The organism is Streptomyces sp. NPDC053076 (assembly GCF_044546845.1).
GTDB lineage: Bacteria > Actinomycetota > Actinomycetes > Streptomycetales > Streptomycetaceae > Streptomyces.
In genome coordinates, this window is record NZ_JBITZL010000010.1 from 50,319 (window position 1) to 71,616 (window position 21,298).

A 21,298-nucleotide genomic window follows, 5' to 3' on the forward strand; every position below is an offset into this window, starting at 1 on the left:
CGGACAGTGCGAACCGCTCGGCCGGCACGGACGGCACGGACGGCACCGACCGCCCGGCCGACGCGGCCGGCACGGACGGCGGCACACCGGAGCGCCCGCCCGTCACCGAGCGCCGGCTGCACCCGGTCACGCCCTTCCGCCGGGCGTGGGCGCCGCTCGCCGTGCTGGCCGGATGGGCGGCGCACGACCCGGGCGGCGCACAGGAGCAGCTCGCCCGGCTGACCCACGCCATGCTCCTGCTGGGCCTCGCCGTACTGGTACCGGCGGCCGGCCTCTACGGCTTCCTGTCGTGGTGGTTCACGCATTACGCGGTCACCGACACCGAACTGCGCATACGCACCGGTCTGCTGTTCCGGCGCACCGCGCACATCCGGCTGGAGCGCGTGCAGGCCGTGGACGTCTCCCGTCCGCTCCTCGCGCGCCTGGCGGGCGTCGCCAAGCTGCGGATCGATGTCGTGGGCACCGACGACAAGGACGAACTGGCCTTCCTCAGCGAGCGGGAGGCGCGCGCCCTGCGCGCGGAACTGCTCGCGCGCGCGGCGGGTTTCGCGCCCGAGACCGCGAAGGAAGTCGGAGAGGCGCCGGCGCACGCGCTGTTGCGCGTGCCCCCGCGCGAGCTGGCACGCTCCCTGGTGCTGACGGGCGCCACCTGGGGCTCGCTGTGCGCCGCGCTGATCGTCCCCACCGTGCTCTGGCTCGTCACCCAGAACGTGTGGACGGTCCTCGCCAGCGCCCTGCCCCTGCTCGGCACGGCCGGCGCGAGCAGCGTGGGCCGGTTCGTCACCGAGTTCGACTGGACGGTGAGCGAGTCCCCGGACGGCCTGCACATCGACCACGGGCTGCTCGACCGTACCCACGAGACGGTGCCGCCCGGCCGGGTGCAGACCGTGCGCATCGTGGAACCGCTGCTGTGGCGGTTGCCCGGCTGGGTACGGGTGGAACTGGATGTGGCCGGATCCGCCAACTCGGTGCTGGTACCGGTCGCCCCGCGCGTGGTGGCCGAGTCGGTCGTCGCGCGCGTGCTGCCCGGCATGACGGCGCCGCGGGAGCTGTCACGGGCGCCGCGCCGGGCCAGGTGGTGCGTGCCGGTGCGATGGCGCGGCCACCGGCTCGCGGTCACCGGCACGGTGTTCGCCGCCCGCAGCGGCCTGCTGTGCCGCCGGCTCTCGCTGGTCCCGCACGCCAAGGTGCAGAGCGTACGGCTCACCCAGGGCCCCTGGGAACGCTGCTGGGGACTCGCCGACGTCCACGTGGACACCGGTGCCGACAAGACGGTGACGGCCCGGCTGCGGGACGCGGAGGAGGCCGCGCGGCTCCTCGGTGAGCAGGCGGAGAGGTCCCGCACGGGCCGCAGGGACGCCCTCCCGGACCGCTGGATGACGTCCGGCTGACCGCCCCGCGGACCCGCGCCCACATCCCGACGGGCCTTGCCTCCACACCTCCGCGCCCACATGCTCACGGGCCACGCCCACATCCCCACGGGCCTACGCCCGCATCCCCGCGGCCTGCCTCCACCACCCCGGGGCCTGCCTACCCCTCTCCACGGGCCCACGCCCGCATCCCCGCGGCCTGCCTCCACCACCCCGGGGCCTGCCTACCCCTCTCCACGGGCCTACGCCCGCATCCCCGGGGCCTGCCTCCCCTCCCCGGGGCCTGCCTCCGCGTCCCCACGGACCTACGCCCGCGTCCCCGCGGGCCCGCGCCCACCTGTCGTACCGACGGATCGGGCCCGGCTCCCCTCGTGGGAAGGCCGGGCCCGATGCGCCGATGTGTGTCGCTGACGGTGGCTCAGGAAGCCGCGCTGCGCAGCCCCTGGACGTCGATGTGCTCGGTCTCGTCGTGCGCCGTCAGGTCGATGACCTGGCCGACTCCCCGGGACCGCTCGTCGGCGGGCTTGAACCCGGCCTCGGACTCGGCCTTGTGCACGGCGAGGGCCTCGGCACCGACGACGTCGGCGAGGTCCTCGTTCTGCACGGAGTCCAGCGTGGCCTTCGTCGCGCCCTTCTGGGTGCCGAAGAAGTCGAAGCCGCCCTCGACCACCGGGCGCCGCGCCGGCCCGGCCGGTACGACGGCCACCGCGGTCGGCACCGTGAAGTGCCCGGCGGGCGGCCGGCCCACGGCCGGGGCGAGTTCGGCCGCCGGCGGCGCACCGGCGCCGTCCCGCATCGCGCCCTCGGCACCCTCTCCTTCGGCCGCGAACCCGTCCTCAACCACGGCCCCCTCGGCGCCCTCGGCATCCTCGGGGGACGCGGGGGACGCGGGGGACGCGGGGGACTCGGGGGACTCGGGCGTCTCCGACTCGGACGGCTGGGGCGCACCGGCCACGGACCCGCCCGGCTGCACTGACTCGAGCCGGGCGGTCACAGGCTCCGCCGCGGGCTCGTCCCCCTCCGGACCGGCCTCGGACGCCGCGGCGCCCTCGCCCATCGGCTCTCCCCCGGCGCCAACCGCGAGCCCGGACTCACTCACGGGGCCGGACTCGCCCACGGACTCGGACTTGCCGCCGGACTCACTCACAGGGCCGGACTCGCCCACAGACTCGGACTTGCCCCCGGGCTCAACCCCGCCCACGGACTCCGGCTCAACCCCGCCCGCGGACTCGGGCTCGGCCTCGGCCCCGGGCTCGGCTTCGGCCTCGTCCACGGAGCCGGTCGGGGCCTTCCGGTCGAACCGGGACAGAGCCTTCAGGGCCTGCCGGTACAGCGGTGCGCCCTCGGCCGAGAACACCACCGACGCCGCCGGGCCGCCCTCGGAAGTCCCCGAGGCACCGGCGGACTCGGTGGCGTCGGACGCGCCGGAGGCCGTCGCGGGCTCGCCGCTCCGCGCGGGCGGCAGGGCGGGCAGCGACGAGCCGGCGGGGCCCGGTTCGGACGGCGCCGCTTCGATCTCCAGTAGCCGCCGCCCCTCCAGGGCGCTGGCCCGCTCGGTCTCCGCGGTGGCGTACCGGCGGAGCAGGGCGGCGTGCTCGTTGCGCAGACCGGCAAGTTCGGCCCGCTTGGCGCGCAGCCGCTGCTCCAGCTTCGTGCGCAGTTCGCGGGACTCCTCCAGGTCGGTCTCCAGTTCGGCGACCCGTTCCTCGTACCGCCACTCGTCGCCGGCACGCGCACGCGTGAGTTCGGCGACCTGCCGGCCCGCCTGGGTGTCCCAGCGGCGCATCACGACCGCGCCGGCGACCGCCGTCGCCGCGGCGACGGCGGCCAGCGCCCGCAACACCGTGGCCTCGGAGAACACCCAGGGACCCAGCGCGCAGACGGCGGAGACGCCGGCGATCGCCGAGGGAGGCAACAGCCGGTGCAGAGGAGGGGAATGGCGGTGGCGTCCACGTGGCATGGCCAGAAACTTACCGCGCGTAGGCGGATCGTGGGCCCCCGCCCCGTAAAAACACAGCCATCCCTCGGGCTTCACGGGGCGTCAGGGTTTCCACGGCTCAGTGGTCGACGAGCCGCCCGCTCATCCACTGGAGGGTCGGTGGGATCTCGCGCTTCCAGGTGTTGAAGTTGTGCCCGCCGCTTCCGAGGATGATCGATGAGATCCGGGTGCGGTTGGTGGCCTGGACACGGTCGATGAACCTCATCGTGTCCTTGTAGTTCTTCTCTCCCACCTTGCTGCTGGTGACGAGCAGCGAAGTGTCCGGCGCGGCCTCGTGGTCCAGCAGCCACCACAGGTCGGCGCGGTTGCGCAGCTTCTCGTCGTCGTGGAAGAGGTCACCGGTCGTGGGGTCGATCGGCGCCTTGTAGTACGGCGAGAGACCGGCGCCGGCCGTGTACACGTTGGGGTGGTGCATGGCGAGCTTGAGCGCGCAGTAGCCGCCCGTGGAGTCGCCGACGACGCCCCAGCTGCCCGGCTGCTTGCCGGCCCGGTAGTGGGAGAGGACGGCATCCGGCAGGTCCTTGGCAAAGAACGTTTCCGCCTGCGGGCCGCCCGGCACGTCCACGCACTCGGTGTCCCGCGGCGGCGCCACGGTCGGCCGCAGCATCACCAGGATCATCGGCTGCATCCGCCCGTCCTTGGCCAAGCGCTGCGCCGTGCTCGGGTAGTTCAACTTGTCCACCAGCGACTTCGCGGTGCCCGGATAGCCCGTCAGGACGACCGCCACCGGGAACGTACGCGTGCGGTACTGCGGCTGGAAGTACTCCGGCGGCAGATACACATAGGCCGGTGCGCCGATGTGCGTCGTACGGCCGACCAGGTCCACTTTCTGGACCTGCCCGCCCAGCTCCGGCCGCGTGGCACGCACACCCGGAACACTGGAGGTGGAGACCACCTGGAGCGGCCCGCCGGTGCTGCCGTTGACCGAGTGGTCGACGACGATCCCCTGGTCGGTCTCCTTGCCGAACAGGTCGGCCCAGCTGGCGTAGAACCCGAATGCCTGATTGGCGGCGAGCCCGACCGAGGCGAAGAGCGCCACCTGGGTGAACAGCATCAGACCGACCCGTCCGCTGACGGCCCGCCAGCTCTGCCGGGCCAGGCGCGGCCACAGCCACACCGTGCCGATGAACAGCACGGCGGCGATCGCTATCGCCAGCACCAGCACTTTGTTGCTCGTGAGACCCATGGGCTGTTTCCTGCCTGCGCTTTCCGCCCGTGCCGTGCCCACGCATGGTCGCGAGGGTTTGCCCGGGGCTTTCCTTTGCCTTTGACCGGACTTTCCGGTGGGGAGTGAACCTCTCTCCCCAAGACACCGTCCTAGAGGGCGCAATGTCGCCGGATGCCCCGATCGGCACCGGGTTCAAGGTCTCTCGCAGAACTACGGGATACGATGTCTATCAGGATAGATGGGGAAATGTCGGGCGAGGTTCCGGGTCGATCCAGCCGAACGCGGCGCATGCTCCGCGGTCCACGTCCCGATGCCGTTCCCGCTCTGGTCAGCCGGGCAGCCGCGATCGTGGGCCTCCTGGACATTGCCGCGGGCGTGTTCCCGCGTTTCCGCCACAGCCGTATGCACGCCCTGGCCGAGGTGCTGCCGGGCTCCTTCGGGCCCTTCGCGGCGGCACTCTCGCTCAGCGCGGGCGTGCTGTTGCTGTTGCTCGCGCACGGGCTCAAGCGGCGCAAGCGCCGGGCCTGGCGGGCCGCGGTCGCACTGCTCCCCGCGGGCGCCCTGGCGCAGTTCGGGTACCGGCACTCGATCATCGGTGTACTCATCGCGGTCGCGCTGCTCGTTCCCCTGCTGCGCCACCGTGACCAGTTCGCCGCCCTGCCCGATCCCCGCAGCAGGTGGCGCGCGCTCGCGAACTTCGTCCTGATGAGCGCCGGTTCCCTCATGCTCGGCCTGGTCATCGTAAGCGTTCACCCGAACCGGACCATCGGCGACCCCAGCCTGGCCGACCGCTTGACGCACGTCATCTACGGCCTCTTCGGCTTCGAGGGCCCGGTCGACTACCAGGGCAACACGTCCTGGACCGTCGCCTTCTCCCTCGGCGCACTCGGCTGGATCACCGCTGTCACCACCATCTACCTCGCCTTCCGCCCGGAGCACCCGGCCGCCCGCCTCACCGAGGAGGACGAGGTGAAGCTGCGCGCCCTGCTGGAGAAACACGGCAGGCGTGACTCGCTCGGCCACTTCGCGCTGCGCCGCGACAAGGCGGTCGTGTTCTCGCCCAGCGGCAAGGCCGCCGTCACCTACCGCGTCGTCTCCGGGGTGATGCTCGCCAGCGGCGACCCCATCGGTGACGTGGAGGCGTGGCCGGGTGCCATCGAGCGGTTCATGGACGAGGCCAGGGCCCACTCCTGGACGCCCGCCGTCATGGGCTGCTCGGAGACGGGCGGCGAGGTGTGGACCCGCGAGACCGGCCTGGACGCCCTCGAACTCGGCGACGAGGCGGTGGTCGACGTTGCGGATTTCTCGCTCGCCGGACGCGCGATGCGCAACGTGCGCCAGATGGTCAAGCGCATCGAGCGGGCCGGCTACGAAACGCGGGTGCGGCGCATCCGTGACCTCGGCGAGGTCGAACTCCAGCGGATCCGCCAGGCGGCGGAGGACTGGCGCGGCACGGACACCGAGCGCGGCTTCTCCATGGCGCTCGGCCGCATCGGCGACGCCACCGACGGCGACTGCCTGATCGCCACCGCCCACAAGGCGGACGACGAACCGGGCGAGTACGGCGACCTGAAGGCGGTCCTCCACTTCGTGCCCTGGGGCCACGACGGCGTGTCGCTGGACCTGATGCGCCGGGACCGCAGCGCCGACCCGGGCATGAACGAACTGCTGATCGTCGCCGCCCTGCAGGCCGCCCCCAAGTTCGGCATCACCCGCGTCTCGCTGAACTTCGCGATGTTCCGCTCCGCCCTCGCGCGCGGGGAGAAGATCGGCGCCGGTCCGGTGCTGCGTGCCTGGCGCGGACTGCTCGTGTTCCTCTCGCGCTGGTTCCAGATCGAGTCGCTGTACAAGTTCAACGCCAAGTTCCAGCCGCGCTGGGAACCCCGGTTCGTCGTCTACCGTGCCTCCGCCGACCTGCCCCGCATCGGCTTCGCCGCCATGCAGGCGGAGGGTTTCGTCGACCTCGCCCTGCCGCTGCCCCGCTTCCTGCGCCGGCGCCGGGCCGCTGCCGAGCGCCCGTGCGCGCACGCCGGGACCGAACGGGACGTCCGAGCGGCCTGAACCCGCATGCGCCGCGGTACGGCCCGCGGACCGGCCCGGGTGGCGGCCCCACCCCCTCCAGCACCGGGGCTTCGCCCGGGCCGCCGCGCGTTCCCGGCGCCGCCCTGGGCCTACGCTGAACGTATGAACAACATCAGCGGGCGCGGCCGAGTGGCCGGCCTTCCGGCATGGGACCGGTGCGCGGTCATGGGGGTTGTGAACGTGACCCCCGACTCCTTCTCCGACGGCGGCCGCTGGTTCGACACGACCGTCGCCGTCAAGCACGGCCTCGACCTGGTCGCCGAGGGCGCGGACCTGGTCGACGTGGGCGGCGAGTCCACCCGCCCCGGCGCCACGCGCGTGGACGAGGCCGAGGAACTGCGGCGGGTCATCCCCGTGGTGCGCGGCCTCGCCTCCGAGGGTGTCGTCGTCTCCGTCGACACCATGCGGGCCTCCGTCGCCGAACAGTCCCTCGCGGCCGGCGCCGCCCTCGTCAACGACGTCAGCGGCGGCCTCGCCGACCCCGCGATGATCCCCGTGGTCGCCGCCGCGGGGGCCCCCTTCGTCGTCATGCACTGGCGCGGCTTCCTCCAGGGCGGCAACGTCAAGGGCGCCTACGAGGACGTCGTCGCCGAAGTCATGGACGAACTCCACGCGCGCGTGGAGGCCGTGCTGGCCGGCGGCGTCGCCCCCGACCGCATCGTCGTCGACCCGGGCCTCGGCTTCTCCAAGGAAGCCGAGCACGACCTCGTCCTCATCGCCCACCTCGAGCGCCTGCGCGCCCTCGGTCATCCCCTGCTGGTCGCCGCCTCCCGCAAGCGGTTCCTCGGCCGCGTCCTCGCCGGCCCCGAGGGAGCACCCCCGCCGGCCCGCGAGCGCGACGCGGCCACGGCTGCCGTCTCCGCACTCGCCGCGCACGCCGGCGCCTGGGCGGTGCGCGTGCACGAGGTACGCGCCACGGCGGACGCGGTACGGGTGGCACGGGCCCTGGAGGGAGCGCGCACGACGGGCGCCGCACCGGGCACCCACGACGAGCACCGGGCGGAAGGAGACAGGTGAGCGCCCCCCATACCGACGTCGAGCAGGTGGAGGCCGCCAACACCGCCTTCTACGAGGCACTCGAACGCGGCGACTTCGAAGAGGTCTCCTCCCTCTGGCTCACCCCCTCCGACCTGGGCGTGGACGACGAGTACCACGACCCCGCGGACACCGGCGTGATCTCCTGCGTGCACCCCGGCTGGCCCGTGCTCACCGGCCGCGGCGAGGTCCTCAGGTCATACGCCCTGATCATGGCCAACACCGACTACATCCAGTTCTTCCTCACCGACGTGCACGTCTCCGTGACCGGTGACACCGCCCTCGTGAGCTGCACCGAGAACATCCTCAGCGGCGGCCCCGCCCCGGAGGAGGGCGCGGAACTCGGACCGCTGGTGGGCCAGCTCGTCGTCGCCACGAACGTGTTCTGGCGCACGTCCTCCGGCTGGAAGCTCTGGTCCCACCACGCCTCCCCCGTCCTGACCGAGAGCGACGACAACGACGACGGGGACACCGGCGTCAATGGCGTGAACCCGGACGACGGCCCCCTCACCTGAACGGGTGGACACACTCCGGACGCACCGCAGAACCGCACAGAGCGGAAGACCGGGGACCCGGTCCGGTGCACGCCGCCTCGCCGGGAACGGGAAGTGGTTGGAATCACCTACCCCCGGGTATGAGCGGCTACCAGCCCATGACAGTGCCGGGTTCCCCAGGGAAAACGCCCGGTGAACCCTGCGGGCACCGGCCCAGGCGCACGCCCCCACGGCCCGGCTGTGCCGGTGCCCGCAGGTAGATTCGTCTGAGGCCGGTGTGCCGCCCGCACGCGGTACGGGCCGGTCGTTCCCGACGATTGCAGGAGTGATTCGCGTGGATCGTGTCGCGCTGCGCGGCCTCAAGGCCCGCGGGCACCACGGTGTCTTCCCCAAGGAACGCGAGGAGGGCCAGACCTTCATCGTGGACCTCGTCCTCGGCCTGGACACCCGGCCGGCCGCGGCCGACGACGACCTGACGAAGACCGTGCACTACGGCATCGTGGCCGAGGAGGTCGTGGCCGTGGTCGAGGGCGAGCCGGTGAACCTCATCGAGACCCTCGCCGAGCGGATCGCCCAGACCTGCCTGAAGCACGAAGGCGTTCAGGAGGTCGAGGTCTGCGTCCACAAACCGGACGCGCCGATCACCGTCCCCTTCGACGACGTGACCGTCACCATCATCCGGAGCCGAGTATGACCCGACCTTTCCGCCAGGGTCACAGCGACCCGACCGTGCAGCCGGTGCCCGCCTCGGTCGTCGAGCAGGTGGACGCCGCCGACACGACGCTGAGCAACCCCAAATGGGCCGTGATCTCCATCGGCTCCAACCTCGGCAACCGCCTGGAGACCCTCCAGGGGGCCGTCGACGCCCTGGAGGACACCCCGGGCGTCCGCGTGAAGGCCGTCTCACCGGTGTACGAGACCGCTCCGTGGGGCGTGGCGCCCGGCAACCAGCCGTCGTACTTCAACGCGGTCGTGGTCCTCAAGACGACCCTGCCCCCGGCGTCCCTGCTGGAGCGGGCACACGCCGTCGAGGAGGCGTTCCACCGCGTCCGGGACGAGCACTGGGGCCCGCGCACCCTGGACGTCGACATCGTCGCCTACGCCGGCGTCACCTCGGACGACCCGCACCTCACCCTGCCCCACCCGCGCGCCCACGAACGCGCCTTCGTGCTCGCCCCCTGGCACGACGTGGACCCCCAGGCACAGCTCCCCGGCCGCGGCACGGTGGCCGAGCTGCTGGCGGCCGTCACCCGAGAAGGCGTGGCACACCGCCAGGACCTGGAACTCCAGCTGCCCGAGTAGTCGTTAAGGTCTAGACGGGTCAGGACCAGGACGACCACCGTCCGGCACTGGCCACGACCAGGACGACCACCGTCCGGCAGGGGCCGGGGGAGCTGAAGGGACACCGTGAGAGAGCTGCGCATCAGGGTGCTGGCGGGCGTGTTCGTCGTGGCCGGCGTCCTGTCCTGGGCGGGTGCCCGCCTGTGGAACTCGGTCGGGACCCTCCCCAGCGTGCCTCTGGCCGCCCCCATCGTCCTCGCGCTGATCGCGGTGGTGCTGCTCTCCACGGCGCTCTCGCTGCGCGCCCGTCTCAAGGCCCAGCGCGAGCGCCGGCCCGGCGCCAAAGGCGTCGACCCGCTGATGGCCGCCCGGGCGGTCGTCTTCGGCCAGGCCAGCGCCCTGGTCGCGGCCCTCGTCGCCGGCATGTACGGCGGCACGGGCGTCTTTCTGCTGGAGCTGCTGGACATCCCCACCCGCCGGGACCAGGCGATCTACGCCGGTCTCTCGGTCCTGGCCGGCCTCGGCGTGATAGCGGCGGCCCTGTTCCTCGAACGGGTCTGCAAACTCCCCGAGGACGACGACCAGGACCACCCGGGAGCGGAGCCGGTGGCCTGACGTCCACCAGGGCTCACGGGCCGGTCCAGGCGGCCGGTGACCGGGCGATCCCCTCGATCGGCGCTCGACTCCACTGACCGAGGGGGGTACCGCCCACTGACGGTCAGGTCAGTGCGCCAGTATCAGGCTCATTGCCTCGGCGCGGGTCGTGGCGTCCCGCAGCTGGCCCCGGACAGCCGACGTGGTCGTCTTGGCGCCCGGCTTACGGATGCCCCGCACGGACATGCACATGTGCTCGGCCTCGATGACGACGATCGCGCCGCGCGCCTCGAGGATCCGTACGAGGGAGTCCGCGATCTGGGTGGTGAGCCGCTCCTGCACCTGCGGACGGCGGGCGAAGACCTCGACCAGGCGCGCCAGCTTGGACAGGCCGGTGATCTTGCCTGTCTCGGCCGGAATGTAACCCACGTGCGCCACGCCGTGGAACGGCAGCAGATGATGTTCGCACAAAGATACGATTTCGATGTCCTTCACCAGGACCATCTCGTCGTGCCCCAGGTCGAACGTGGTCGTCAGAACGTCCTCGGGTTCCTGCCACAGTCCCGCGAGAAGCTCCCGGTAGGCCCGTGCCACCCGAGCCGGCGTCTCCCTCAGGCCCTCACGGTCCGGGTCCTCGCCGACCGCGATCAGAAGTTCGCGAACAGCGTTCTCGGCGCGCTTCTCATCGAAATCGCCGATGAAGCCGTCGCCGGCCAGCGTCACGGGGTCGGTCATCTGATGCCTCGTTCCTGTACGTCTTACCCGCGGGCATACAAAACTGCCGCGCCCCCCAGGCTAGAACCTGGGGGGCGCGGCGTTCATTCCGGCCCTGGCGGCCGGAACACGGTCAGCTCTCGGGGCGGTCCTCCGGGGTCTGCTCCGTCATCGGGGCGGACTCCGTGGCGGTGGACTTGGTCGTGCTGATCGCGGCTGCCGAGCCGTTCGCGCCGTTGGTCAGTGCCAGCTCCTTGGGGGAGAGGACCGGCGGGCGGGTGGACGGGGTACGGCGGGAGGAGCCGGTCCAGGCGGGCCGCGGCGGGCGCTTGACGATCGGGGCGAAGACCTCCGCGATCTCCTCCTTGCCCAGGGTCTCCTTCTCCAGCAGGTGAAGGACGAGCTGGTCGAGCACGTCGCGGTTCTCGACCAGGATCTCCCAGGCCTCGTTGTGCGCGGTCTCGATGAGCTTCTTGACCTCTTCGTCGACCAGCGCGGCGACCTCTTCCGAGTAGTCGCGCTGGTGAGCCATCTCACGGCCGAGGAAGGGCTCGCTGTTGTCGCCGCCGAACTTGATCGCGCCGAGACGCTCGGTCATGCCGTACTGCGTGACCATCGCGCGGGCCAGGTTGGTGGCCTTCTCGATGTCGTTCGCGGCACCGGTGGTCGGGTCGTGGAAGACCAGTTCCTCGGCCGCCCGGCCGCCCAGCATGTAGGCGAGCTGGTCGAGCATCTCGTTGCGGGTGGTCGAGTACTTGTCCTCGTCCGGCAGGACCATCGTGTAGCCCAGGGCGCGACCGCGGGACAGGATGGTGATCTTGTGCACCGGGTCGGAGTTCGGTGAGGCCGCCGCGACCAGGGCGTGACCGCCCTCGTGGTACGCGGTGATCTTCTTCTCCTTGTCCGACATGATCCGGGTCCGCTTCTGCGGGCCCGCGACCACACGGTCGATCGCCTCGTCCAGCGCCTTGTTGTCGATCAGCTTCTGGTCGCCACGGGCGGTGAGCAGCGCGGCCTCGTTGAGCACGTTGGCGAGGTCGGCACCGGTCATGCCGGGGGTGCGGCGGGCGACGGCGGACAGGTCGACGTCGGGCGCGACCGGCTTGCCCTTCTGGTGAACCTTGAGGATCTCCTTACGGCCCTGGAGGTCCGGCGGGTCGACCGCGATCTGGCGGTCGAAGCGGCCGGGACGCAGCAGCGCCGGGTCGAGGATGTCCGGGCGGTTCGTGGCAGCGATCAGGATCACACCGCCCTTGACGTCGAAGCCGTCCATCTCCACGAGCAGCTGGTTCAGGGTCTGCTCGCGCTCGTCGTGACCGCCGCCGAGGCCGGCGCCGCGGTGGCGGCCGACCGCGTCGATCTCGTCGACGAAGACGATCGCCGGGGCGTTCGCCTTGGCCTGCTCGAACAGGTCACGGACGCGGGAGGCACCGACGCCGACGAACATCTCGACGAAGTCGGAACCGGAGATCGAGTAGAACGGGACGCCGGCCTCGCCCGCGACGGCGCGCGCGAGCAGGGTCTTGCCGGTACCCGGGCGGCCGTAGAGCAGCACACCCTTGGGGATCTTGGCGCCGACGGCCTGGAACTTGGCCGGTTCCTGGAGGAACTCCTTGATCTCCTGGAGTTCCTCGACGGCCTCGTCGCAGCCGGCGACGTCGGAGAAGGTCGTCTTGGGCGTGTCCTTGGTGATGAGCTTCGCCTTGGACTTGCCGAAGTTCATGACCCGGGAACCGCCACCCTGCATCTGATTCATCAGGAACAGGAAGACGACGACGATCAGGACGAAGGGCAGCAGGGAGAGCAGGACGCCGACGAACGGGTTCTGCTTGGACGGCGAGACCGTGTAGCCGTCCGGGATCTGCTTGTCCTGGTACTTGTTCTGCAGGTTGCCGGCGAGCTGGGAGCCCTGGTCGCCGATGTAGCTCGCCTGGATCTTCGAGCTGCCCTCGACCTTTACGCCGTCCTTGAGCGTGACCTTGATGCTCTGCTCGTCACCGGTGGTGAGCTTGGCCGACTCGACCTTGTTGTCGTTGATCGCCGCCACGACTTGGCCGGTGTCCACCGTCTTGTAGCCGCCGGACGAGCCGACGACCTGCATCAACACGACCACGGCAAGGACGGCCAGCACGATCCACATGACCGGCCCACGGAAGTATCGCTTCACGTCCATCCATACGGAGCGGTGCCGCCCCGTCCCTCCTGCCATAGTGAGTTTGATAAGACAGTTCTTCTGACGGTACCCCAGCATTGTTGCGCGAAGCCGCACGGAGCCGTTTCGACGGCTGGGAAACCCGCCTCTGCATGCTTCAACGGCGCGGAACCCGCTGGGGTTCCCGATCGTCCTGCCGGGCTTGGGCCGACTGGCTCAGCCGCCGTAGACGTGAGGCGCGAGCGTACCGACGAACGGCAGGTTGCGGTACTTCTCGGCGTAGTCGAGGCCGTAGCCGACGACGAACTCGTTCGGGATGTCGAAGCCGACCCACTCGACGTCGATGGCGACCTTGGCGGCGTCCGGCTTGCGCAGCAGGGTGCACACCTTCAGGGTGGCCGGTTCGCGGGAGCCGAGGTTGTTGATCAGCCAGGACAGGGTCAGCCCGGAGTCGATGATGTCCTCGACGATCAGGACGTGCTTGCCCTTGATGTCGGTGTCGAGGTCCTTGAGGATGCGGACGACACCGGAGGACTGGGTGCCCGCGCCGTAGGAGGACACGGCCATCCAGTCCATGGTGACGGGGGTGGACAGCGCCCGGGCGAGGTCGGCCATGACCATCACCGCGCCCTTGAGGACGCCGACGATCAGCAGGTCCTTGCCCGCGTACTCCGCGTCGATCTTCGCGGCCAGATCGACCAGCTTCGCGTCGATCTCTTCCTTGGTGATGAGCACCTGCTGGAGGTCGGCACCCATGTCTTTCGCGTCCACCCGCATCACTTTCGGTCGTCCCGCACTTACGGCCGCATCCACGGCCTCCGCCGCCCGGCCCGCCGGAGGGTCACTCCGGGAGAGGTCGGAAATTCAGCCTTGCCGAATCACCAGTCTGCCACCCTGCCGCTGGGCGACGACTTTGCCCGGGAGATTGATGGCTCCCTGGCCGCGCCAGCCGGTGATCAGGCGGTCGACTTCCTCGATGTGGCGGGCGAACAGCGCACCTGCGGGGGCACCGGCCTCGATGGCCGCGCGGCGCAGGATCCGGCGGCGTACGGCGGGCGGGAGGGCGTACAGCTTCGCGCACTCCAGCAGGCCGGCCGCGTCCCGCACGGAGGGTTCCGCCTGGCTGGCCCAGGCGTCCAGGGCGTCGGCGTCGTCGCGGGAGAGCTGGGCGGTGCGGGCGAGTGCCTCCACGACGCCCTTGCCGAGGGCCTTCTCCAGGGCGGGCAGGCCCTCATGGCGGAGCCGGGAGCGGGTGTAGGCCGGGTCCGCGTTGTGCGGATCGTCCCAGACCTGGAGGGACTGGACCATGCATGCCTTGCGGGCGGTCTGCCGGTCCAGCTGCAGGAAGGGGCGCCGGTAACGGCCGCCGGCCCCCGAGACCGCGGCCATCCCGGACAGGGAGCGGGTGCCGGAGCCGCGGGCGAGGCCCAGCAGGACGGTTTCGGCCTGGTCGTCGCGAGTGTGGCCGAGCAGGATCGCGGTGGCGCCGTGGTGTTCGGCGGCGGCGTCCAGGGCGGCGTAGCGTGCGTCGCGTGCCGCGGCCTCGGGCCCTCCTTCGCGGCCGACGGTCACGGCGATGGACTCGACGGGAGCGAGGCCGAGTTCACGCAGCCGCAGGACGACCTCGTCGGCGCGGAGATCGGAGCCGGGCTGGAGGCCGTGGTCGACGGTGACCCCGCCGGCGCGGACACCGAGCCTGGGGGCCTCGAAGGCGAGGGCGGAGGCGAGGGCCATGGAGTCGGCGCCGCCGGAGCACGCGACGAGGACGAGCGGGGAGGGGGGCCGCTCGGACGCCGGGCCCGGGTGCCGGCCCGCGAGCGCGCGGGAGGTCTGATGGTCGTTCAGGATGTCGTGTAGGACGCGGCGGACCGCCAGGCGTATCGCCGCGACCGCAGGATGGGGACCCATGTCCGGTTCCCTTCATGAAGTTTTCGGGGGGTGAGCCCGCGTACGGTCACTCAGAGTGTGTAGATGGTGACAGAAGCGGGCCGTTCCCCGAGCATTGCACGCCTACGCATGGCTCACGCTCCCTCGGACGGGTGATTGGAGGGGCGTTCGCCTGCCGTCGGCCGGATTCGTTTCACGACGCCCTCGTGTCGTTCACGAATCGGCCTTGCGGTGCACCCGTGCGACCCAGTCCGCCGGTTTGGCGATCTCCGCCTTGGTGGGCAGGGTGTTGGGCGAGGTCCACACGCGGTTGAAGCCGTCGACGCCGACCTGGTCCACGACGGCCCGGACGAACCGTTCGCCGTCCCGGTACTGCCTCAGTTTGGCGTCCAGACCCAGCAGCTTGCGCAGGGCGAGGTCCAGGCGGGAGGCGCCCTTGGCGCGGCGCTGCTGGAACTTCTCGCGGATCTCCGCGACGCTCGGTACGACGCTGGGGCCGACGCCGTCCATGACGTAGTCGGCGTGGCCCTCCAGGAGGGACATCACGGCGGTGAGCCGGCCGAGGATCTCGCGTTGGGCGGGGGTCTGGACCAGCTCCACGAAGGAGCGTCCGCCGTCCTCCTCCTCGCCTTCGGGACGGCCGCCGGCCAGGGACTGGGCCGCTTCCCGGATGCGTTCGAGGAAGGTCATCGGGTCGACGTCGGTCTCCGCCAAGAACGACTGGATTTCGCCCTCCAAGTGGTCCCGCAGCCAGGGCACGGCGGTGAACTGGGTGCGGTGGGTCTCCTCGTGCAGACACACCCACAGGCGGAAGTCGTGCGGCTCGACGTCGAGTTCGCGCTCCACGTGGACGATGTTGGGTGCGACGAGCAGCAGCCGGCCGGCGCCGTTCTCACCGGCCGGGAGGTCGCGTCCGGCGGGGGCGAAGGTCTCGTACTGACCGAGGACGCGGGAGGACAGGAACGACAGCAGCATGCCGAGTTCGACGCCGGTGACCTTGCCGCCGACGGCGCCGAGGACGGCGCTGCCCGGGTTGTTGCCGCGGCGCTCCTGCATCTTCTCCAACAGTGGCCTGAGGATCTCGCGGAAGCCTGCGACGTTGGCGCGGACCCAGCCGGGGCGGTCGACGACGAGGACGGGGGTGTCGTGGGTCTCCTCGGTGCCCATACGAGTGAAGCCCCGGACGTGTTCCTCCGAGGCTTTCGCGTGCCGTCGCAGCTCCGCGACGACGGCCCTGGCCTCGTCGCGGCTGACGTCGGGGCCGGGTCGTACGAGCCGTGTCGCGGTTGCCACCGCGAGGTTCCAGTCGACCATCCCGGGAGATGCGGTGCCACCGAAGCTCGTCATGTTGTCAACCGTACGTGAGCGGTGCGGGTTGGGGCAGGCCGTGCGCGGCCGGGGTCGGGACAGGCCGTGGGCGGCCGGCGGTGGCGGCGTCTCACCGGCAGCCGCAGCCCGCCAGTGCCGTCGCGGCCGTGTCCAGGGCCGACTGGGCCTGCAGGGCGTCTGTCGTGTCCGAGGCCAGGAAGGCGAAGGCCAGGAGGTGGCCGTCGGTGTCCACGACCGTGCCGGCGAGGGTGTTCACGCCGGTCAGGGTGCCGGTCTTGGCGCGTACGACGCCGGCCGCGCCGTCGGTGTAGCGGCTGCTCAGGGTGCCCGTGAAGCCGGCCACGGGCAGGCCGGTGAGGACGGGCCGCAGGCCGGGGCGGTCCGGGTCGGCCGCCTTGACCAGGAGGCCGGTGAGGAGGTCGGCGGTGAGCCGGTCGTCGCGGTCGAGGCCGCTGCCGTCGTGGAAGGAGGCGCCCGAGAGCGGCAGGCCGAACTTGCGCAGCTGCGTGGCGATCGCCCTGGCGCCGCCGGCGAAGCTCGCGCTCTCGCCGCCGGCGAGGGCCGTGTGGCGGGCCAGGGCCTCGGCGATGTCGTTGTCGCTGTTGGTCAGCATCCGCTCGACCAGGGCCGCCAGCGGGGGCGAGGTGACGGTGGCGAGGGTCTCCGCGCGCGTGCTGGCCTTGGAGGGGCCGGGGGACGTGGTCGTGATGCCGGCGCCCTTCAGGAAGCCCGCGAACTTGGCCGCCGTGTCCGCCGCCGGGTCGCTCACGCGGGCCGCCGGACCGCTGGTGGAGCCGTCGGTGCGCCCCTCGTCGGCGCCCAGGGCACTGACCGGGGCGAGGTTGTCGTTGGGGCCGATGGGGTGCAGGGCGGCCCCGCTGTAGAGGGTGGTGTCGTAGGAGAGGGTGATCTCGCGGATGCCGCGCTCGCCCAGGGCTTTCGCGGTGTCCGCCGCCAGCGCCCGCAGGCTCGCCCAGCCGCCGGGCCGGGTGCCTGCGGTGAGGGTGGGGTCACCGCCGCCGACCAGGACGAGCTCGCGGGTGTCGGGTTCGAGGGCGGTGCGGGTGGTGAGGCGGTGGTCGGGGCCGAGGGCGGACAGGGCGGCGACGGCGGTGGCGATCTTGGTGGTGGAGGCGGGGGTGAGGGCCTCGCCGGCGTCGGAGCCGTACAGACGTTCGCCGGTCGTGACGTCGACGACGGCCGCGGAGCGGCGGCCGCCCAGCGCGGGGGCGTCCAGCAGGGGCCTGAGGACGTCCGAGAACGTCTTTCCGTCCGGGGCCGCCTTCTTGGTGTCCACGGTGGTCGTGGCGTCACCCAGGCCCGCCAGGACGGGTGCGGCGCTCGGGGCGGGCAGCGGTGCGCCCGCGGCCGTACCGGCGCCGCCGTGATCTGCGCCACCTGACCGCTCCAGAGCGGCGGCCCGGTCCCGCTCGGCCGTACGCTGACCGTTGGCGTCCCAGGGACCGGCGACGGTCACCACGCCGACGGCCAGTGCCAGGCCGGCGGTGACGGCGCCCGCGGTGTACTGCCAGGACCTGACGGTGCGCGACAGGGGGAGACGGGGGAGGTGCGCAGGGCCGACTCGCACGGCCTTGGTCAGCCGCACGATCCGCGGCCGGGCGGCCGTCACGGCGCCCGCCAGACGCGGTCGGACGGCGTTCACCATCCGCGCCACCTGCGGTCTCGCCGCTCGCCAAGGCCCGAGCTCTGGCACGACCACCAGCCCCTTTCGCGATCACACACCTGCGTGAGGGACACTTAACCACCAGAACTATGTGTTGATCATGGAGGAGCCACCGGTGGAGTTCGACGTCACGATCGAGATCCCGAAGGGTTCGCGGAACAAGTACGAGGTGGACCACGAGACCGGTCGGATCCGCCTGGACCGTCGCCTCTTCACCTCGACCGCCTACCCGACCGACTACGGCTTCGTCGAGAACACCCTCGGCGAAGACGGCGACCCGCTGGACGCGCTGGTCATCCTTGACGAGCCGACCTTCCCGGGCTGCCTGATCAAGTGCCGCGCGATCGGCATGTTCCGTATGACGGACGAGGCGGGCGGCGACGACAAGCTGCTGTGCGTGCCGGCCACCGACCCGCGTGTGGAGCACCTGCGCGACATCCACCACGTGTCGGAGTTCGACCGCCTGGAGATCCAGCACTTCTTCGAGGTGTACAAGGACCTGGAGCCCGGCAAGTCGGTCGAGGGTGCCAACTGGGTGGGCCGTACGGACGCCGAGGTGGAGATCGAGCGGTCGTACAAGCGCTTCAAGGAGCAGGGCGGCCACTGAGCCCCTCTCCCGCGAACGGGCCGCACGCGTACGCGTGCGGCCCGTTCGCACGTATGCGTTCGCATAGACACACGGATACGGCTCCTCCGGGTACGTGTGCGCATACTGAGGCGTACGGAAGGCGTAGGGCAGGGAGCGGTGCGAGGTGACGGAGGCGGAGGAGCGCAAGCCCCGGTCGGACGAGGCGCGATACGACCCGGAGATCACGTCCGAGTTCGCCATTCCCGCGGGACTGGACGTCCTGAAGAACACCGCTGAGTCGGAGACGACGTCCGAGTTCGCGGTGCCGGAGGGGCTGGAGGCGCCGCAGTCGCCGGGTGCCGAGCCGGAGGGCTCGGCGTTCAGCACACCGCGTACCTACAGCGCCAAGGACGCGCCGGGCGCGTTCACGCCGGCCACCGGGGTGCCGCTGGTCAGCCTGGTCAAGGACGCCCCCTGGCAGGACCGGATGCGCACGATGCTGCGCATGCCGGTGACCGAGCGGCCGGCCCCGGAGGCGGTGCAGCGCGAGGAGGAGGAAGGCCCGGCCGTCCCGCGCGTGCTCGACCTGACCCTGCGTATCGGCGAGCTGCTGCTGGCCGGCGGCGAGGGCGCGGAGGACGTGGAGGCCGCGATGTTCGCGGTGTGCCGGTCCTACGGCCTGGACCGGTGCGAGCCGAACGTCACCTTCACGCTGCTGTCGATCTCGCACCAGCCGTCCCTGGTGGAGGATCCGGTGACGGCCTCCCGGACGGTACGACGGCGGGGCACCGACTACACGCGTCTCGCTGCGGTGTTCCGGCTCGTGGACGACCTCACCGACCCCGAGACCCATGTCTCCCTGGAGGAGGCGTACCGGCGCCTGGCGGAGATCCGCCGCAACCGGCACCCCTACCCCGGCTGGGCGCTGACCCTGGCGAACGGGCTGCTGGCCGGTGCGGCCTCCGTGCTGGTCGGCGGTGATCTGATCGTGTTCTTCGCGGCGGCCGTCGGCGCGATGCTGGGCGACCGGCTGGCGTGGTTGTGCGCGGGTCGCGGGCTGCCGGAGTTCTACCAGTTCACCGTGGCCGCGATGCCGCCCGCGGCGATCGGGGTGGCGTTCGCGCTGGCACACGTCGACGTGAAGGCGTCCGCTGTCGTCACCGGTGGCCTGTTCGCGCTGCTGCCCGGGCGGGCGCTGGTCGCGGGGGTGCAGGACGGGCTGACGGGCTTCTACATCACCGCCTCCGCCCGTCTGCTGGAGGTCATGTACTTCTTCGTCGGCATCGTCGCGGGCGTGCTGGTCGTCCTCTACTTCGGCGTCAAGGTCGGCGGCAAGCTGAACCCGGACGCGGCGCTCATCATCAACGAGCGGCCGGTGGTGCAGATCGCCGCGTCGATGCTGCTGTCGCTGACCTTCGCGGTGCTGCTCCAGCAGGAACGGTCGACCGTGCTGTGGGTCACTCTCAACGGAGGCGTGGCGTGGACGGTGTACGGCGCGATGCACTACGTCGCCGACATCTCGCCGGTGGCGTCCACGGCCGTGGCGGCGGGGCTGGTGGGCCTTTTCGGGCAGTTGCTGTCGCGCTACCGGTTCGCGTCGGCGCTGCCCTACACGACGGCGGCGATCGGGCCGCTGCTGCCCGGGTCGGCGACGTACTTCGGGCTGCTGAGCATGGCGCAGAACGAGGTGGACAAGGGGCTGGTGTCGCTGGCGAACGCGGCGTCGCTGGCCATGGCCATCGCCATCGGGGTCAATCTCGGGTCGGAGACCTTCCGGCTGTTCCTGCGGGTGCGCTCCCCCGGGAAGCGCCGGGCCGCGAAACGGACCCGCGGTTTCTAGGCGGCGGAGCCCCCGCGCCCCGGGCTACTGCCGGGGGTAGTCGTACGGGTACTGGTTCTGGTCGTACTGGTTCTGGTCGTACTGGTCCTGGCCGTACTGGTCCTGGCCGTATTGCTGCTGACCGTGCTGCTGCCGGCCGTAGTCCTGACCCTGCTGACCGTGCTGCTGCCGGCCGTAGTGCTGCTCGTCGTACCCCTGCTGGCCGTACTGCTGCTGCGGGTGCTGCTGGTCGTAGCCCTGGTTCCAGTGCTGCTCCTGCTGCCGGGGCTGCTGGTAGGGCTGCTCGTACTGGTCGCCGTACGGCTGGTCCGGCTCGATGCGGCGCAGCTGGGTCGTCGCGGCGTCCATGACCGGCTGCTGCTGGTACTGGGGAGCCTGCTGCCGCGGGGTCTGCGCAGCGGCCCGGGCGGCCTTCTTCTCCTTGCCGCGGGCCCGCAGGAACTCGATCGCGATCGGGATCACGGAGACGAGGACGATCAGGATGAGGATCGCCTCGATGTTGGTCTTGACGAAGGCGATGTTGCCGAGCCAGGAGCCGAGCAGGGTGACACCCGCGCCCCACAGGGCACCGCCGATGACGTTGAAGATCAGGAACGAGCGGTACTTCATGCCGCTGACGCCCGCGATGATCGGCGTGAACGTGCGCACGATCGGCACGAACCGGGCCAGGACCAGGGACTTCGGGCCGTACTTCTCGAAGAACTCGTGTGCCTTGGTGACGTTCTCCTGCTTGAACAGGCGTGAATCGGGCCGGTTGAACAGAGAGGGGCCGACCTTCTTGCCGAACATGTAGCCCGCCTGGTCGCCGAGGACCGCGGCGAGACAGATCAGGGCGATCGCCCCCCACAGCGGGAAGTCCAGCTGTTTCGACGTGATCAGCAGGCCGCAGGTGAACAGCAGTGAGTCACCCGGCAGGAAGAAGCCGATGAGCAGGCCGGACTCGGCGAAGACGATGAGCAGCAGGCCCCAGATGCTGTAGGTGTCGAGCAGGTAGTTGGGATCCAGCCAGCTCGGGCCGAGGGCGAGTGTCATCACGGGTCCGGGCTCCTGAAGGGTGAAGGCGGCTACGGCGCCCATGGAGGGCCGCACAAAGCTATCAAC

The 21,298-nt window shown here is 71.3% G+C and carries 18 protein-coding genes; 9 read left to right on the forward strand and 9 right to left on the reverse strand.

Going from position 1 to position 21,298, the window contains the following annotated elements; translation table 11 throughout:
- Positions 1-116: 116 nt before the first annotated feature.
- A complete protein-coding gene (locus tag ACIGYR_RS32665) occupies positions 117-1,391 on the forward strand; it encodes a PH domain-containing protein (protein WP_399606749.1) in 1,275 nt (424 codons plus the stop codon).
- A 397-nt stretch (positions 1,392-1,788) separates the two neighbouring features.
- On the opposite strand, the gene ACIGYR_RS32670 is transcribed toward ACIGYR_RS32665, so the two are convergent.
- Positions 1,789-3,330 (reverse strand): coiled-coil domain-containing protein, encoded by a 1,542-nt coding sequence (locus tag ACIGYR_RS32670; protein ID WP_399606678.1) that lies wholly within the window; start codon positions 3,328-3,330, stop codon positions 1,789-1,791.
- 97 nt (positions 3,331-3,427) lie between these two features.
- The gene (locus ACIGYR_RS32675; RefSeq protein WP_391847722.1) at positions 3,428-4,555 is read right to left on the reverse strand and encodes an alpha/beta hydrolase; all 1,128 of its coding nucleotides are present in this window, start codon (positions 4,553-4,555) and stop codon (positions 3,428-3,430) included.
- 228 nt (positions 4,556-4,783) lie between these two features.
- Here ACIGYR_RS32675 and ACIGYR_RS32680 point away from each other — a divergent pair, with 228 nt between their 5' ends.
- The 6 genes from ACIGYR_RS32680 (at position 4,784) to ACIGYR_RS32705 (ending at position 10,044) form a co-directional block, all read left to right on the forward strand.
- Positions 4,784-6,598 carry a phosphatidylglycerol lysyltransferase domain-containing protein gene (locus ACIGYR_RS32680; protein WP_399606675.1) on the forward strand — a complete coding sequence of 605 codons (1,815 nt, stop codon included), beginning with the start codon at positions 4,784-4,786 and terminating at the stop codon, positions 6,596-6,598.
- A 123-nt stretch (positions 6,599-6,721) separates the two neighbouring features.
- Positions 6,722-7,636 carry a dihydropteroate synthase gene (folP, locus tag ACIGYR_RS32685; RefSeq protein ID WP_399606673.1) on the forward strand — a complete coding sequence of 305 codons (915 nt, stop codon included), beginning with the start codon at positions 6,722-6,724 and terminating at the stop codon, positions 7,634-7,636.
- Positions 7,633-8,169 (forward strand): nuclear transport factor 2 family protein, encoded by a 537-nt coding sequence (locus ACIGYR_RS32690; protein WP_399606671.1) that lies wholly within the window; start codon positions 7,633-7,635, stop codon positions 8,167-8,169. Before folP ends, ACIGYR_RS32690 begins: the two co-directional genes overlap by 4 nt.
- A gap of 313 nt (positions 8,170-8,482) precedes the next feature.
- Complete coding sequence (gene folB, locus ACIGYR_RS32695) at positions 8,483-8,842, forward strand: dihydroneopterin aldolase (RefSeq protein WP_391847718.1); 360 nt, start codon at positions 8,483-8,485, stop codon at positions 8,840-8,842.
- Complete coding sequence (folK, locus tag ACIGYR_RS32700) at positions 8,839-9,450, forward strand: 2-amino-4-hydroxy-6-hydroxymethyldihydropteridine diphosphokinase (RefSeq protein WP_399606668.1); 612 nt, start codon at positions 8,839-8,841, stop codon at positions 9,448-9,450. Before folB ends, folK begins: the two co-directional genes overlap by 4 nt.
- Positions 9,451-9,555: 105 nt before the next feature.
- Positions 9,556-10,044 (forward strand): DUF3180 domain-containing protein, encoded by a 489-nt coding sequence (locus ACIGYR_RS32705; RefSeq protein WP_399606665.1) that lies wholly within the window; start codon positions 9,556-9,558, stop codon positions 10,042-10,044.
- 108 nt (positions 10,045-10,152) lie between these two features.
- Here the strand turns inward: ACIGYR_RS32705 and folE are convergent, their stop codons facing one another.
- The 6 genes from folE to dacB all read right to left on the reverse strand — a co-directional run bounded on the left by folE (position 10,153) and on the right by dacB (position 17,771).
- Positions 10,153-10,758, reverse strand: a complete 606-nt coding sequence (folE, locus tag ACIGYR_RS32710) for a GTP cyclohydrolase I FolE (RefSeq protein ID WP_391847715.1) — start codon at positions 10,756-10,758, stop codon at positions 10,153-10,155.
- Positions 10,759-10,870: 112 nt separating this feature from the next.
- Positions 10,871-12,910 carry an ATP-dependent zinc metalloprotease FtsH gene (ftsH, locus tag ACIGYR_RS32715; RefSeq protein WP_391847771.1) on the reverse strand — a complete coding sequence of 680 codons (2,040 nt, stop codon included), beginning with the start codon at positions 12,908-12,910 and terminating at the stop codon, positions 10,871-10,873.
- A 195-nt stretch (positions 12,911-13,105) separates the two neighbouring features.
- A complete protein-coding gene (gene hpt, locus ACIGYR_RS32720; RefSeq protein WP_399606661.1) occupies positions 13,106-13,666 on the reverse strand; it encodes a hypoxanthine phosphoribosyltransferase in 561 nt (186 codons plus the stop codon).
- 87 nt (positions 13,667-13,753) lie between these two features.
- Complete coding sequence (tilS, locus tag ACIGYR_RS32725; protein ID WP_399606658.1) at positions 13,754-14,797, reverse strand: tRNA lysidine(34) synthetase TilS; 1,044 nt, start codon at positions 14,795-14,797, stop codon at positions 13,754-13,756.
- A 192-nt stretch (positions 14,798-14,989) separates the two neighbouring features.
- A complete protein-coding gene (locus tag ACIGYR_RS32730) occupies positions 14,990-16,123 on the reverse strand; it encodes a zinc-dependent metalloprotease (protein WP_399606657.1) in 1,134 nt (377 codons plus the stop codon).
- A 91-nt stretch (positions 16,124-16,214) separates the two neighbouring features.
- Positions 16,215-17,771: a D-alanyl-D-alanine carboxypeptidase/D-alanyl-D-alanine-endopeptidase gene (gene dacB / locus ACIGYR_RS32735; RefSeq protein WP_399606654.1), complete on the reverse strand. Its 1,557-nt coding sequence runs from the start codon at positions 17,769-17,771 to the stop codon at positions 16,215-16,217.
- Positions 17,772-17,904: 133 nt separating this feature from the next.
- Between dacB and ACIGYR_RS32740 the strand changes: the two genes are divergently transcribed.
- Both ACIGYR_RS32740 and ACIGYR_RS32745 read left to right on the forward strand, forming a co-directional pair.
- A complete protein-coding gene (locus ACIGYR_RS32740; protein ID WP_046730908.1) occupies positions 17,905-18,396 on the forward strand; it encodes an inorganic diphosphatase in 492 nt (163 codons plus the stop codon).
- Positions 18,397-18,541: 145 nt separating this feature from the next.
- Positions 18,542-20,197: a threonine/serine exporter ThrE family protein gene (locus ACIGYR_RS32745; RefSeq protein WP_391847710.1), complete on the forward strand. Its 1,656-nt coding sequence runs from the start codon at positions 18,542-18,544 to the stop codon at positions 20,195-20,197.
- Between the two features lie 24 nt (positions 20,198-20,221).
- Here the strand turns inward: ACIGYR_RS32745 and ACIGYR_RS32750 are convergent, their stop codons facing one another.
- Complete coding sequence (locus ACIGYR_RS32750) at positions 20,222-21,232, reverse strand: DedA family protein (RefSeq protein ID WP_399606650.1); 1,011 nt, start codon at positions 21,230-21,232, stop codon at positions 20,222-20,224.
- Positions 21,233-21,298 lie beyond the last annotated feature (66 nt).

What these genes read in the sequence shown, in the direction of transcription:
- ACIGYR_RS32670 (WP_399606678.1), bottom strand. Translation starts at nt 3,330, where the DNA reads ATGCCACGTGGACGCCACCGCCATTCCCCTCCTCTGCACCGGCTGTTG.
- ACIGYR_RS32675 (WP_391847722.1), bottom strand. Translation starts at nt 4,555, where the DNA reads ATGGGTCTCACGAGCAACAAAGTGCTGGTGCTGGCGATAGCGATCGCC.
- ACIGYR_RS32680 (WP_399606675.1), top strand. Translation starts at nt 4,784, where the DNA reads ATGTCGGGCGAGGTTCCGGGTCGATCCAGCCGAACGCGGCGCATGCTC.
- folP (WP_399606673.1), top strand. Translation starts at nt 6,722, where the DNA reads ATGAACAACATCAGCGGGCGCGGCCGAGTGGCCGGCCTTCCGGCATGG.
- folK (WP_399606668.1), top strand. Translation starts at nt 8,839, where the DNA reads ATGACCCGACCTTTCCGCCAGGGTCACAGCGACCCGACCGTGCAGCCG.
- folE (WP_391847715.1), bottom strand. Translation starts at nt 10,758, where the DNA reads ATGACCGACCCCGTGACGCTGGCCGGCGACGGCTTCATCGGCGATTTC.
- ftsH (WP_391847771.1), bottom strand. Translation starts at nt 12,910, where the DNA reads ATGGACGTGAAGCGATACTTCCGTGGGCCGGTCATGTGGATCGTGCTG.
- hpt (WP_399606661.1), bottom strand. Translation starts at nt 13,666, where the DNA reads ATGCGGGTGGACGCGAAAGACATGGGTGCCGACCTCCAGCAGGTGCTC.
- tilS (WP_399606658.1), bottom strand. Translation starts at nt 14,797, where the DNA reads ATGGGTCCCCATCCTGCGGTCGCGGCGATACGCCTGGCGGTCCGCCGC.
- ACIGYR_RS32730 (WP_399606657.1), bottom strand. Translation starts at nt 16,123, where the DNA reads ATGACGAGCTTCGGTGGCACCGCATCTCCCGGGATGGTCGACTGGAAC.
- dacB (WP_399606654.1), bottom strand. Translation starts at nt 17,771, where the DNA reads ATGGTGAACGCCGTCCGACCGCGTCTGGCGGGCGCCGTGACGGCCGCC.